The 12,601-nt window shown below is 66.9% G+C and carries 10 protein-coding genes and 1 pseudogene; 4 read left to right on the top strand and 7 right to left on the bottom strand.

Translation table 11 applies throughout. The features are described 5' to 3' along the window. Positions 1-31: 31 nt before the first annotated feature. The 7 genes and pseudogenes from ACSQ86_RS36965 to ACSQ86_RS36935 all read right to left on the bottom strand — a co-directional run bounded on the left by ACSQ86_RS36965 (position 32) and on the right by ACSQ86_RS36935 (position 7,879). Positions 32-694, bottom strand: coding sequence for an ABC transporter ATP-binding protein (locus ACSQ86_RS36965; RefSeq protein WP_436307648.1), 663 nt, complete (start codon positions 692-694; stop codon positions 32-34). A gap of 44 nt (positions 695-738) precedes the next feature. Further along, complete coding sequence (locus tag ACSQ86_RS36960) at positions 739-1,983, bottom strand: ABC transporter permease (RefSeq protein WP_093110224.1); 1,245 nt, start codon at positions 1,981-1,983, stop codon at positions 739-741. A gap of 4 nt (positions 1,984-1,987) precedes the next feature. Continuing rightward, positions 1,988-3,040, bottom strand: a complete 1,053-nt coding sequence (locus tag ACSQ86_RS36955) for an efflux RND transporter periplasmic adaptor subunit (RefSeq protein ID WP_436310865.1) — start codon at positions 3,038-3,040, stop codon at positions 1,988-1,990. A gap of 273 nt (positions 3,041-3,313) precedes the next feature. Beyond that, the gene (locus ACSQ86_RS36950) at positions 3,314-6,106 is read right to left on the bottom strand and encodes a cation-translocating P-type ATPase (RefSeq protein ID WP_436307650.1); all 2,793 of its coding nucleotides are present in this window, start codon (positions 6,104-6,106) and stop codon (positions 3,314-3,316) included. 220 nt (positions 6,107-6,326) lie between these two features. Then, positions 6,327-6,413 (bottom strand): annotated as a pseudogene (locus tag ACSQ86_RS36945) (hypothetical protein); the annotation flags it as partial. 847 nt (positions 6,414-7,260) lie between these two features. Further along, on the bottom strand, positions 7,261-7,419 hold the full coding sequence (locus tag ACSQ86_RS36940) for a hypothetical protein (RefSeq protein ID WP_436307651.1): 159 nt from the start codon (positions 7,417-7,419) through the stop codon (positions 7,261-7,263). A 16-nt stretch (positions 7,420-7,435) separates the two neighbouring features. Further along, positions 7,436-7,879, bottom strand: coding sequence for a universal stress protein (locus tag ACSQ86_RS36935; RefSeq protein WP_436307652.1), 444 nt, complete (start codon positions 7,877-7,879; stop codon positions 7,436-7,438). Positions 7,880-7,984: 105 nt separating this feature from the next. On the opposite strand from ACSQ86_RS36935, the gene ACSQ86_RS36930 reads away from it, so the two are divergent. The 4 genes from ACSQ86_RS36930 (at position 7,985) to ccoO (ending at position 12,596) form a co-directional block, all read left to right on the top strand. Beyond that, positions 7,985-10,315: a heavy metal translocating P-type ATPase gene (locus ACSQ86_RS36930; protein WP_436310864.1), complete on the top strand. Its 2,331-nt coding sequence runs from the start codon at positions 7,985-7,987 to the stop codon at positions 10,313-10,315. Beyond that, positions 10,315-10,452: a cbb3-type cytochrome oxidase assembly protein CcoS gene (gene ccoS, locus ACSQ86_RS36925; protein ID WP_093110219.1), complete on the top strand. Its 138-nt coding sequence runs from the start codon at positions 10,315-10,317 to the stop codon at positions 10,450-10,452. Before ACSQ86_RS36930 ends, ccoS begins: the two co-directional genes overlap by 1 nt. Positions 10,453-10,517: 65 nt before the next feature. Beyond that, a complete protein-coding gene (gene ccoN / locus ACSQ86_RS36920; protein ID WP_436307654.1) occupies positions 10,518-11,957 on the top strand; it encodes a cytochrome-c oxidase, cbb3-type subunit I in 1,440 nt (479 codons plus the stop codon). Positions 11,958-11,969: 12 nt separating this feature from the next. Then, entirely contained in the window at positions 11,970-12,596 is a 627-nt protein-coding gene (gene ccoO, locus ACSQ86_RS36915) for a cytochrome-c oxidase, cbb3-type subunit II (protein WP_436307655.1), read from the top strand. Positions 12,597-12,601 lie beyond the last annotated feature (5 nt).

The following is a 12,601-nucleotide window of genomic DNA, read 5'->3' as shown; positions in this document are numbered from 1 at the left end:
GAACCGTGGAACAGCGGCCAAGCGGCTGGCGTCAATCCGGCCGCCATGCCATGTCGATGCGGCCATCGACGATGCCGATGCGCCGGTCTGCCACAGAGGCAAAGTTGGCGTCGTGCGTGACGGCAACCACGGTCTTATCGAACTCGTGGGTCAGGTTGCGCAGGATGTCGCGCACGTTGGTGCTGGCGACCGAATCGAGGTTGCCGGTCGGCTCGTCGGCGAGGATCACGAGCGGGTCGTTCGCCAGCGCACGGGCGATCGCGACGCGCTGGCGCTGGCCACCCGACAACTGGCTCGGCCGCTTGTGGTGCTGGCCCGCTAGGCCGAATCGATCCAATAGCTCGGCGGCGCGCGCCCGGGCCGCTTCGTCGGACACGCGGCCCAGCTTTCGCATGGGCAGCGACACGTTGTCGAGCGTGCTGAACTCGGCTAGCAAGAAATGGAACTGGAACACATAGCCCAGCCGCAACAGCCGAAAATCCGTGAGCCGGTCGTCGTCGAAGCTGCTCGTATCTTCGCCGTCGATCCAGACGCGTCCACGCGTGGGCACGTCGAGCAGCCCCAGCAGGTATAGCAGGGAGGACTTGCCCGAGCCCGAAGGCCCCATCACGCAGACAAACTCGCCGCGCTCGATCTGCAGGCTCACGTCGCTCACCAGCGTAACCGGCACCTCGCCTTGGAGCGTGCGGGTCACGTGTTCGACGCGAATCGCCGGGCCAGACGCCGATTCACCGCCACTCATGCCGCACCCCGCAGGATGTCCACCGGATTTACGCGTCCGGCACGCCGCGCCGGAAGATACGAGGCCGCCAGGCACGAAAGCATCGCAAACGCCGCCGCCAGCGCGTACTGTTCGGCGCCCCAGAACATCGGCAGGTGCACGACCTCGGTCACGCCGGGCGGACGGATCTCGATCTGCTCCAGCAGCCGCATCAGAGACAGGCCGAGCAGTTCGCCTAAGGCGCTGCCGATGAGTCCGACGATCAGCCCTTCGAGTAGGAAAATGCGGCGCAGGTCGCGCGCGTGGAAGCCCATCGACTTCATGATCGCGATGTCGCGCGTCTTTTCCATCACGATGGTCGAGATCGTGTTGTAGATGCCGAACGCGGCCACCACCAGGATCGCCGAGACCACGCTGTACATGATGATGTTGCGCACCAGAAGCAGGCTCAGCAGGTCTTCCGAGGCCTCGATCCACGACACCGACTTGTAGCCCGTGGCGGCCTCGATGGTCTGCGCCACGCTCTGCGCCGCATACGGGTCGGCGACTTGGATGACAAAGCGGTTGACGCGGTTCTCGCGCCCCAGCAACGACTGCGCGCGCTTGAGCAGCACAAAGGCCTGGGCCTCGTCGTACGTGGCGTTGCCGGTGCGAAAGATGCCGACCACGCGCAAGGATCGGCTGGTGCCGTCGGCGGCCAGCACGATCAGCGTACTTCCCAGGCGCAGGCTGAACTTGTCGACCAGGCCGCGGCCGACGACAACCCCGTTGGGGTCGGCAGCAAGCGCTTCGAGCGAGCCCTCGAGCATCTTCTCTTCGATGGTCGTCACATGCTTCATCTTCTCTGGCACCACGCCGGACAAGGTGACGCCCTGCTGGCGCCCAGCGAAGGTGAGCACGGCTGCGTCGGCGAGCACCGGCGCGGCGCGCACACCCGGCAAAGCCTCGATGACGGCCAGCCGCTGCGACCAGCCGCGTATGCCGCGCGTCTCACGCGGCGGCCGCACGTTGTGCACGCTGACTGCGCCATCGGGCCAGCGCATCGCGGCCGGCTGCGCGCGGCCGTGGCGCATCTCGTCGTAGACGGTGATGTGCGGGCTGTTGTCGACCAGACGCTTGAGAAAGTCTGCCTCCGAGCCGCGCATCAGCCCCGACACAGCGAGGAAGAAGGCCACGCCGAGCACGACGCCGGTGAGCGAGACCAGGGTCTGCCGCTTGCGACTAGTCAGGTGAGCCAGCGCGACGTCGAGTGCGATCGCCATGGCGTCACCGTTGGGTCGATGGTGCCGAGGCAGCCGAGGCGGGCGCGCTGCGCGCGCGCTGCCCGTCGCGCAACGCGTCGGGCGGCGACAGCACCACTTCTTCGCCATCCGCGAGTCCGGTGACGATCTCGGTGCGCTCGCCGCCGACCACGCCCTTGTTCACCGTGCGCCGCTTCACTCGACCCTGCGCCATCACCCACACGGCGTCGCCCTTCAGCGCGCGGTTCGGTATCAGTAGCGCCCCTTCGCGGCGCGACACGATCAGGTTGGCGTCCATCGTCATGCCGCTGCGCAGCGGGCCGGCATCGACGGCGGGCGCGTCGGCGAGGCGGACGCGCACCCGGTAGCTGCGCGACACCGGATCGCCCTTGGGCGTGATCTCGGCCACCTCGCCGTCGAACAGGCGCTTGGGCAAGGCATCGCTGCGCATCGTGACCTTCTGGCCGACCGCGACACGGGCGATGTCCTCTTCGTCGACCTCAGCCGTCACACGCAGCGGCGCGCAGCAGGCCAGCGTGAACACCGCCTGGCCGGCAGGCACGAACTGACCGGCTTCGCCATCGCGGCGCAGCACCATGCCGTCGGCCGGGGCCACGAGTTGGTTGTAGTCGCGTTGGGCTTGGGCCCGCTTCGCAGCAGCCTGCGCGACCTGTAGCTCGCTGCGCGTGCGGTCGAGCTCGGCCGGCGCGACGAAGCGCTTCTCCACCAGGTTGCGGGTGCGCTCGAACTGGGCGCGCGCCAACTGTTCGCGCGCGCGCATCTCCAGCACGGTCTGATCGAGGTCGATCGACTCGATGCGCGCGAGCACCTGGCCGCGCTTTACCGGCGCGCCTTCCTCGGCCTCGATCGCCACCAGCCGTCCGCCGGCGCGCGGCGCCACCGGCACCATCACCGTGGGTTCGACCGTGCCCGTGGCGTACACCGCCTCGATCGCCGGACCGCGCGTGGGCAGCGCGGTTTCCACGCGCGCGGGCCACTGCCACCAGACGATGGTGACCGCCCCAGTCGTCAGCGCGGCGAGGGCGATGGCGATTGCCGTCTTCCGTTGCAAGCGCATTCCGGTTCGCATGAGTGCAAGGGGGTTCACTATCGCACGCCGGTGAATTCATGGGCTAGGGGTCTTTGGCATTTGCGATGTCCGGTCTGGCCCGACTGCCGAAGTTAGCAGCAGTCGCATCGACCGGTTGAAGCCGCACTGCAAACCCGGCCGGACGCGTCATGCGGCCGCAGCCTCATGTCGAAGAGAAATGTCTCGGCAGAGTACAGATTGATCGCCACTTCCGCGACCCTGTCCCAAGCCGTCTTGTACGAGCGAGTGGCGATCCGGTTCTCATCGGCCCTGTGCGCGTTTCACCAGCTTGCGAAGCTCGCTGAACCACAGCACCACGCTGGCCATCGCAGCGCACACCAGCCATTGATCGACAGCCAGCGGCACCGTGCCAAAGGCGAGGTTGAGGAAGTCGAGATTGACAACCGCCACCTGCAGCAGAACCGAAAGCGCAATCGCCCCCCAGAGCCAAGGATTGACGAACAGATGCGAGAAGGCACTCGTGGTTTCGGAGCGCGCATTGAAGCAGTTGAACAGCTGGGCGAAGACGAGCACCGTGAAGCCCGCGGTGCGCGCAGTGGCGAGGTCGTGCGTGCCCTCGATCAGCCCGCCGGGCAGGTGGATGTCGATTGTCAGCAGCGTCATCGCGGCCATCACGGCGCCGATCTGGATCACCCCTGCCCACATTCGCGCGTCGATCACCCGTTCGGTGAGCCGCCTCGGCCTTCGGGCCATGACATCGTCGGTGGGCGGGTCGACACCCATCGCCAGTGCGGGCCCCGAGTCGGTGATCAGATTGATCCAGAGAATTTGCGTCGCCAGCAGCGGCAGCACCACCGCCTCGCCGGAACCCGTGAGCCCGATCACGCCGGCTCCCACGACACCCAGGAAGACGGTCAGTACTTCGCCCATGTTCGAGGACAGCAGGTAGCGCAGGAACTTGCGAATACCGTCGAAGATGGCGCGCCCTTCGCGCACGGCCTCGACGATCGTGGCGAAGTTGTCGTCGACCAGGATCATCTTGGCGGCTTCCTTCGTGACCTCGGTCCCGGTCACGCCCATTGCAATACCGATGTCCGCCGACTTCAGCGCCGGGGCGTCGTTGACGCCGTCACCCGTCATCGCGACGACGTTGCCGTCGGCTTGCAGCGCATCGACGATGCGCAGCTTGTGCGCGGGCGCCACCCGGGCGTAGACCGAGGTCTTGCGCACTGCCTCGGCGAAGGCCGCATCGTCCAGCCCATCGATCTCGATGCCGGTCAGCGCGCTCGCGCCGGATTCCACAATCCCGAGATCCGTGGCGATGCGCACAGCCGTGCGGGGATGGTCACCGGTGATCATGATCACCCGGATGCCGGCGCGCCGGGCCTCGTGGATGGCCACGGCCGCTTCCTCGCGCGGCGGGTCGATGATGCCCACGGTGCCGACGAACACGAGATCGCGTTCGAGCGCGTCCGTGATCAGCGGGTCTTCTTCGGGCCCGAGCGGGCGGTAGGCCACGGCCAGCGTGCGCAGCGCCGCGTCGGACAGCGTTTCGACGTCGGCCAGGATCCGCGCCCGAAGGGTGTCATCGAGAACCACCGCGTCCATTCCCACCCGCGCCCGGGTGCACCGATCGAGCAGGACGTCCGGGGCTCCCTTGGTGATCAGCACGACTTCGTCGCCGTGCTCGTGGTCGCGCTCGATCGTCGACATCATCTTGCGCTCGGACGTGAACGGGATTTCCCCGATGCGCTCGAAACGCCGCTCGCGCCGCCCGCTGACGCCCAGCTTGCGCTCGGCTACCAGAAAGGCCGCCTCCGTGGGATCGCCCTGGATCTCCCATTGGCCATCCGGTCCTTGGCGCAGGTCGGCATTGCCGGCCAGGCTGCCGCCGCTGAGCACCACGATGTGCTCCTCGCGCAGCGCCCCGGGCTCAAGTTCGACGCCTTCGTGCTCGACCCGTCCCTGCGGCGCGTACCCCACCCCGGTGACGCGGGAACTGCCCGAGGCAGTGATCACCCGCTCAACGGTCATCTCCGCCCGGGTCAACGTTCCTGTCTTGTCCGAGCAGATGACCGACGCCGACCCGAGCGTCTCCACGGACGACAGGTTCTTGACAATCGCGTTGTGCTTTGCCATCCGCTGCACTCCCAGGGCGAGCACCACCGACAGGATCGCCGGCAGCCCTTCGGGCACGGCCGCCACCGCCAGCGAGACGCCGAGCAGCAGGACGGTGATGACATCTGCGGCGCTGCGGATGTCGGAGATCAGCAGGATGGTCCCCACCACCAAGACGGCGATGATGACGACTGCGATGCCCAGCATGCGCCCGATGCGCCCGACTTCCTTCTCGAGCGGCGTCGGCTCCTGGGCGGTGGCCTCGAGCATTTCGGCGATCGCGCCCATCTCGGTGTCCATCCCGGTCGCCGTGACGACGGCGCGGCCGGTTCCCTGCGCGACGGCCGTTCCCTTGAAAACCATGTCGAGGCGGTCGCCGAGTGCAGCGCAATCCTGAAGCGTGGCGGCGTCCTTGAGCACCGCTTCGCTCTCGCCGGTGAGAGAGGCTTCCTGCACGCGCAGCGATGTGGCCTGAATCAGGCGCGCGTCCGCCCCAACGGCGTCACCCTCGCCGAGGACGAGCAGGTCCCCGCACACCAGTTCGGCGCTGGGAACGCGCAGCGACTGCCCGTCGCGCACGACGGCCGAAGTCGCGGCGGTCATCCGGGCCAGCGCGGCCACGGCGTTCGCCGCCTTGGCCTGCTGCAGGTAGCCCAACACGGCGTTGAGCAGGACGATCGTCGCGATGACGATCGCATCCACGGGCCAGCCATCCCGACCTTCGATCGCCCAGGCAATGAGCGCGATGGCGATGGCGGCCAGCAGCAGGTAGATCAGCGGATCCTGGAACTGCGACAGGATGCGGCGCCAGGTCGGCGTCTGCGGGCTGGCGCGAAGTTCGTTCGGACCGCTTTCCGAAAGTCGGCGTGACGCCTCCTGCGAAGTGAGCCCTTTGTCGACGTCCGCCCCGAGCGCACGCGCGACTTCGTCGATGTCCTTCGTGGCCGGCTCGTCGAGGCGGGCTGCCTTTGCCATGGCGTCAGGCCGCCTGGGTCATATATCCCATCCATGACCAGTACGTCAGCGCGAAGATCCCCAGCAGAACGGTCGCCGCCAGCATGTTCTGCGGCGCATTCACCGGCAGGATGAAGCCGAAGCTCACCACGAACTGCAGCAGCATGGTCATGCCGGAGGTCTGGACCCTGTCTCCAGGCTTGAACGCGGAAACACCCGGACCCACGGCGTCGCCGATGCCCACGCCTTCATGGCGCGGTACGGTTGCGGGTTGGCAGCTCGGCGCGTCACCCTTGAGGATGTGCAGGTCGGTGCCGCAGATGGTCATCTTCGTGATTCCTGATGATCGCGTCGGTGGGCCTGCTGATGATCGGCTTGGAGCGGACTTCCAGCGTCTGGCGACCTGGGCCGTTGTACACGAGGGCTTGAATGAGGATCTCCTTTGCAATCGGCCTGATGGCTGGTACGGGTGAGAGCGGACAAGAACCCACGTAGCCTAGGTTTCGCGCTTGCGCTGTGGCTTGCGCTGAATCAACGCAGCGTTTTCGGCCGGCGTGGCAAAGCTTGATCGAGCGCAAGTGCCATGTCCCGGCTGCTCGCTAGTCTCAGCCATTGTCCACGGAGAAGTCATGACACGACCATCATTGAAATTCAGATTGGCTGCGGCTTCTCTGCTGCAAGCGCTTCGAGACGGTGAGCGCGAGGTCTCGTCGTTTGGCGCCGGCGGACGATCGCGCGATGACGACGCCATCACGGCTCAAACGAAAGAAAGATCAACTCGGCGCAAGCGGCCCGGCTCAAGCGCCGGCAAGACCCCCGGGCGACTGCGAGCCCCTTGAGGGGGAACTCTCATTCAATGGCGCCGTGGGCGCTCGTTGTCTCACGCGCGGCGCCATGGGGCCGCGTTCTGGGGAATTTCATGGTCCTTCCATCGACGAGCTCAAGTGCTGGGCATCCCAACACTTTGGATTCATCGAGAACCTGCTGGATGGTGCGCCAGGTCAATGAGCTTGAATACGCGGATCAGATGTCAGCCTCGGATCGATCCGACGCCCCTTCCATGGGCTTGCCTCTCGCGGATCCGGCTGCGAGAGATAGATCGGGCTTCTGACGGTGCTTGAAGAGGCCAACAACACCCATTCGTCGGCAGCTAGATGGCTCGTGTGGATCGCCCCTCAACGGGCATTGACCGGCAGACAGATGATGCAAGCGCTCGTCGCGGCCGCCGGCTGCGGCTCTTCGGCAAGACCTGCGGCCACCAGCAGGGCTGTCGCTCCAAGGGTTGCAAGAACGAAGGCCAGCGCCTTCAGCGTTCGGGTGTGCCTCGAGATCATGGGGTCAACTCCTCATTCAACGAAGCACCAATACCGGCAACGCCGAATGGGTCAGCACGTGCTGTGTCTCGCTCCCGAGCAACAGCCGCTTGATGCCCTTGCGGCCGTGCGATGCCATGACGATCAAGTCGCTCTTGTGCTTCTTTGCGGCGGCGATCACTGCGTCCCCCACGAGGTCCGAGTTGATGGTTGCCGTCTTGCTCCTGACACCCGCTGCCTCTGCCAGCGTAGTGGCTTCGTCCAACGTGCCCTGCGCGGTCTCGGCCCACTGCCGCTCAATGCGCGCGACCTCGTCGTGCGAGAAGACCATCGCGCCGTCGAAATAGGTCTTCGGATAGCGAGGCACTACCGTGACTGCCACGAGGTCGGCATTGTTCTGAGCCGCAAGGGCGACGGCGCTTTTCACGGCCTTCTTCGAGAGCGCGGAGCCATCCGTGGCGACCAGGATGCGTTTGAACATGATCTTTCCCCTATGCGGTGAATGTCGCAAGCGTACGGAACGGGGTGTGATGGGGGTTTGATGCAGATCAAGGCCGCCCTGCATGCGTGCCAATAGCCTTGCACAATGCAAGCCGCAGCTGCGTTCAGCCCGCCCGCCCGCCACGACCCCACGTCCGCCGATCTCGCGGCACAGGCGGACTGCTCGCTGCTGGACGATGCGACCGAGTGGCCGGCATTTGGGCGTTCGCTCGACGACCAGCCTGCGGCGGGGCGCTGGGAATCGCAGGTTGTGGTCGAGGGCATGCATTGCGCAGCCTGCGCCTTCACGGTCGAGGCGACGCTGGCACAGGTGCCGGGCGTCGAGAAGGCCGAAGTCAATGCCGCAACCCGGCGCGCACGTATCGTGTGGTCGGCCGCGGCCGTGACGCCCTCGCGCTGGTTCGCGGCCTGCGCGGCCGCCGGCTACCGGCTCGTGCCGGCCGGCGACATGTTCGTGCGTGCTCGGCGTGCGCGTGAGGCGCGGCTCGCGCTGTGGCGCTGGCTGGTCGCGGGCTTCTGCATGATGCAGGTGATGATGTATGCCTACCCAGCGTACATCGCCAAGCCCGGCGACATGACGCCCGATGCCGCGCAGCTGCTGCGCTGGGCCTCCTGGGTGCTCACCCTGCCGGTGATCCTGTTCTCGTGCGGCCCGTTCTTTCGCAGCGCGCTTCTTGACCTACGCCACCGCCGCATCGGCATGGATCTGCCGGTCGCACTCGGCATTGCGATCACCTTCGTCGTCAGCACGGCGGCCACCTTCGATGCCTCTGGCCCGCTGGGCGGCGAGGTGTACTTCGACTCGCTCACGATGTTCGTGTTCTTCCTGCTCACCGGCCGCTGGCTCGAGACGCGCTTGCGCGACCGCACGGCGGGCGCGCTCGAAGCTTTGATGAACCGGCTGCCCGACAGCGTCGAGCGGCTCGGCGCCGACGGCATGTTCACTCGCGTGGCCGTGAGGCGCCTCGCGCCTGGCGATATTGTCCGCGTGCTGCCGGGCGAGGCTTTTCCAGCAGACGGCATCCTGACTGCCGGCGACACCACGGCGGATGAGGCCTTGTTGACTGGCGAATCGCGCCCGGTGCCGCGTCCCTGCGGCACGCGCGTCTTGGCCGGCAGTCACAACCTGTCGTCGGCGGTGCAGATCCAGGTCGAATCGCTGGGCCAGAACTCGCGCTTCGCGCAGATCATGGCGCTGATGGAGAGCGCGTCGCTGCAGAAGCCGCGGCTCGCTCGGCTCGCGGATCGCGCGGCGCGGCCCTTCCTGGTGGCTGTTCTGGCCGCAGCCTTCCTTGCCGGGGCGTTCTGGTGGCCGGTCGATTCGGGCAGGGCGTTGATGGTCGCGGTGGCGGTGCTGATCGTCACTTGCCCCTGCGCGTTGTCGCTCGCCACGCCGGCGGCGATGCTCGCGAGTGCCGGCTTCCTGGCCCGCCGCGGCGTCGTGGTGCGCAATCTGCAGGCGCTCGAGGCGCTCGCCTCGGTCGACACCGTGGTCTTCGACAAGACCGGCACGCTCACGCGCGATGTGCCCCGACTCGACCGCGTCTACTGCCGGCACGGCATGCGGCCTGGCGACGCGGTGGAACTCGCCGCGGCGATCGCTGCGCAGTCGCTGCATCCCGCAGGCCGTGCCCTCGTCGCGGCCTGGAGTGCCCAGTTCCGCACCGCGCCAGCGTGGGAGATCCTTCAACTGACGGAATACGGTGGGCTCGGACTCGAAGCACGTGTTCGCCGAAATGCGGCGATGGACGACACCGCGCGTTGCGTGCGCCTCGGCTCGGCAGCCTTTTGCGGGGTGCCCCCGCTGGAGGTCGAGGCGGTGCAGGTGCATCTGAGCGATGCGCAGGGCTGGCTGGCGAGCTTCGTACTGGCCGAGGATCTTCGCCCCGATGCGGGCGTCGCGGTGGCTGCGCTGCAAGGGCAGGGCCTGTCAGTGCAGCTTCTCTCGGGCGACCGCGACGCAGCCGCGCGCCAAGTCGCCGCCCGCTGCGGCATCAAGCAGGCCAGGGGCGACTGTGCGCCCGAGGAGAAGCTGCGCGTCCTGCAGGCGCTTCAAGCGGGCGGTCGGCGCGTCGCGATGGTCGGCGATGGCCTCAATGACGGCCCCATCCTGGCGCACGCGCATGTCTCTTTCGCCTTTGGCAACGCCGTTCCGCTGGCCCAGGCGCGCGCCGACTTCGTCGTGCTGGGCGGCTCGCTCGCCGTCGTCGCGCAAGCGGTCGCGCAGGCACGCCGCACGCTGCGGGTGGTGCGGCAGAACCTCTGGTGGGCCGCCGGCTACAACGCGCTGTGCGTGCCGCTGGCCGTCGCCGGCTGGCTGCCGGCCTGGCTCGCCGGGCTGGGGATGGCGGCGAGCTCGCTGCTCGTGGTGCTCAACGCGGCGCGCCTGGCCAGGCCCGCTGAGGCAGGACGCTGATGGACATCCTGTTTCTCCTGATCCCCTTCTCGGTCGTGCTCGTGCTGGTGATCCTGGGCGGGCTCTGGTGGGCCGTCGAGCGTGGCCAATTCGACGACGTCGAAGGCGAGGGCGAGCGCATTCTGCGCAACGATTGATCTGCATCAAACCGCCTCGCATGCCGCGCCGGGACACTGACCGCAATCCACGAGAAGGCCAGAAGATGCAAGTATCCAATCCTCCCGCAGCGGTCTACAGCGACACCGTCGTGCGGCAACTCGCCCTGATGTCGGTCGTGTGGGGGGTGGTCGGCATGCTCGTCGGCGTGATCATCGCCTCGCAGCTGGCCTGGCCCGAGCTCAATCTCGGCATTCCCTGGCTCAGCTACGGCCGGCTGCGGCCGCTGCACACCAACGCAGTGATCTTCGCCTTCGGCGGCTGCGCGCTGATGGCCACCAGCTTTCACGTGGTGCAGCGCACCTGCCAGGTACGCCTGTTCGCGCCGGCGCTCGCGTCCTTCGTCTTCTGGGGCTGGCAGGCCGTGATCGTGGCTGCCGCCATCAGCCTGCCGATGGGCTACACGAGCGGCAAGGAATATGCGGAGCTCGAATGGCCGATCGACATCCTGATCGCCCTGGTCTGGGTGGCCTATGCGGTCGTGTTCTTTGGAACCATCGGCACGCGCAAGGTCCGGCACATCTACGTGGCCAACTGGTTCTACGGCGCCTTCATCATCGCGGTCGCCCTGCTGCACATCGTCAACAGCGTGGCGATCCCCGCCGGCTTGATGAAGAGCTACTCGGCCTACGCCGGCGTGCAGGACGCGATGGTGCAGTGGTGGTACGGCCACAATGCGGTCGGCTTCTTCCTCACGGCCGGCTTCCTCGGGATGATGTACTACTACATCCCCAAGCAGGCCGGCCGGCCGGTGTATTCGTACCGGCTCTCGATCGTGCACTTCTGGGCGCTGATCTTCACCTACATGTGGGCGGGGCCGCACCACCTGCACTACACGGCGCTGCCCGACTGGACCCAGTCGATCGGCATGGTGTTCTCGCTGATCCTGCTGGCGCCGAGTTGGGGCGGAATGATCAACGGCGTCATGACCCTCTCGGGCGCCTGGCACAAGCTGCGCACCGACCCGATCCTGCGTTTCCTGATCGTGGCGCTCTCGTTCTACGGCATGGCGACCTTCGAGGGGCCGATGATGTCGATCAAGACGGTGAACGCGCTCTCCCACTACACCGACTGGACCGTCGGCCACGTGCATGCCGGCGCGCTCGGCTGGGTGGGACTGATCTCGATGGGCTCGCTTTACTACCTGATCCCGAGGATGTACAGCCGTAGCGAGATGCACAGCGTCAAGGCGATCGAGCTGCATTTCTGGATGTCCACCATCGGCATCGTGCTCTACATCGCCGCCATGTGGATCGCCGGCGTCATGCAGGGCCTGATGTGGCGCTCCATCAACCCGGACGGCACGCTCACCTACACCTTCGTGGAGAGCGTGAAGGCCACCTATCCCTACTACGTGGTGCGCCTGATCGGCGGTCTGCTCTACCTGGGCGGGATGCTGGTCATGGCATGGAACGTCGTCATGACCGTCATTTCGGGGAGCTCGGTGCGCGCAGCCATCCCGCTGCCCGCAGCCGCAGCCGCCTGAGGAAAGAAGAACATGAGCTCGAACACGCCCAAGTCCGGCTTCTCGCACGAGAAGATCGAGACCAACAACTTCCTGATGATCGTGCTGATCCTGCTGGTCGTCGCCATCGGCGGCCTGGTCGAGATCGTGCCGCTGTTCTTCCAGAAATCGACCACGCAGGCCGTGGCGGGCATGCAGCCGCCGAGTTCGCTGCAGGTGCTGGGCCGCGACGTCTACGTGCGCGAGGGCTGCTACAACTGCCACTCGCAGATGATCCGGCCCTTCCGTGCCGAGACGCTGCGCTACGGCCACTACTCGGTCGCCGGCGAGTTCGTCTATGACCACCCGTTCCAGTGGGGCAGCAAGCGCACCGGCCCTGATCTGCAGCGCGTCGGCGGCAAGTACAGCGACGAGTGGCATCGCATCCACCTGATCAACCCGCGCGATGTGGTGCCCGAGTCGAACATGCCGGGCTACGCCTGGCTCGAGAAGGCGCCGCTCGACGGAGCCGAGGCTGCGACCCACATGCGTGCCCTGCGCCGCGTGGGCGTGCCTTTCACCGATGAGCAGCTCGCCGCGGCGCCGGCCGAGGTGAAGGGAAAGACCGAGATGGATGCGCTGGTGGCCTATCTCCAGTCGCTCGGGCTCGCGGTCAAGTAAGGAGC

The sequence above is a fragment of the Variovorax sp. LjRoot130 genome, from assembly GCF_964253755.1.
In the GTDB taxonomy this organism is placed as follows: Bacteria; Pseudomonadota; Gammaproteobacteria; order Burkholderiales; family Burkholderiaceae_C; genus Variovorax.
The sequence above is the reverse complement of the archived record's forward strand: the minus strand, read 5'-3'. Positions and strand labels throughout refer to the sequence as shown.

Excerpts from the sequence above, each read along its gene's own strand:
- ACSQ86_RS36960 (WP_093110224.1), bottom strand. The coding sequence starts at position 1,983 with ATGGCGATCGCACTCGACGTCGCGCTGGCTCACCTGACTAGTCGCAAG.
- ccoO (WP_436307655.1), top strand. The coding sequence starts at position 11,970 with ATGAGCTCGAACACGCCCAAGTCCGGCTTCTCGCACGAGAAGATCGAG.
- ACSQ86_RS36935 (WP_436307652.1), bottom strand. The coding sequence starts at position 7,879 with ATGTTCAAACGCATCCTGGTCGCCACGGATGGCTCCGCGCTCTCGAAG.
- ACSQ86_RS36950 (WP_436307650.1), bottom strand. The coding sequence starts at position 6,106 with ATGGCAAAGGCAGCCCGCCTCGACGAGCCGGCCACGAAGGACATCGAC.
- ccoN (WP_436307654.1), top strand. The coding sequence starts at position 10,518 with ATGCAAGTATCCAATCCTCCCGCAGCGGTCTACAGCGACACCGTCGTG.
- ccoS (WP_093110219.1), top strand. The coding sequence starts at position 10,315 with ATGGACATCCTGTTTCTCCTGATCCCCTTCTCGGTCGTGCTCGTGCTG.
- ACSQ86_RS36930 (WP_436310864.1), top strand. The coding sequence starts at position 7,985 with ATGCAAGCCGCAGCTGCGTTCAGCCCGCCCGCCCGCCACGACCCCACG.
- ACSQ86_RS36955 (WP_436310865.1), bottom strand. The coding sequence starts at position 3,040 with ATGCGCTTGCAACGGAAGACGGCAATCGCCATCGCCCTCGCCGCGCTG.
- ACSQ86_RS36940 (WP_436307651.1), bottom strand. The coding sequence starts at position 7,419 with ATGATCTCGAGGCACACCCGAACGCTGAAGGCGCTGGCCTTCGTTCTT.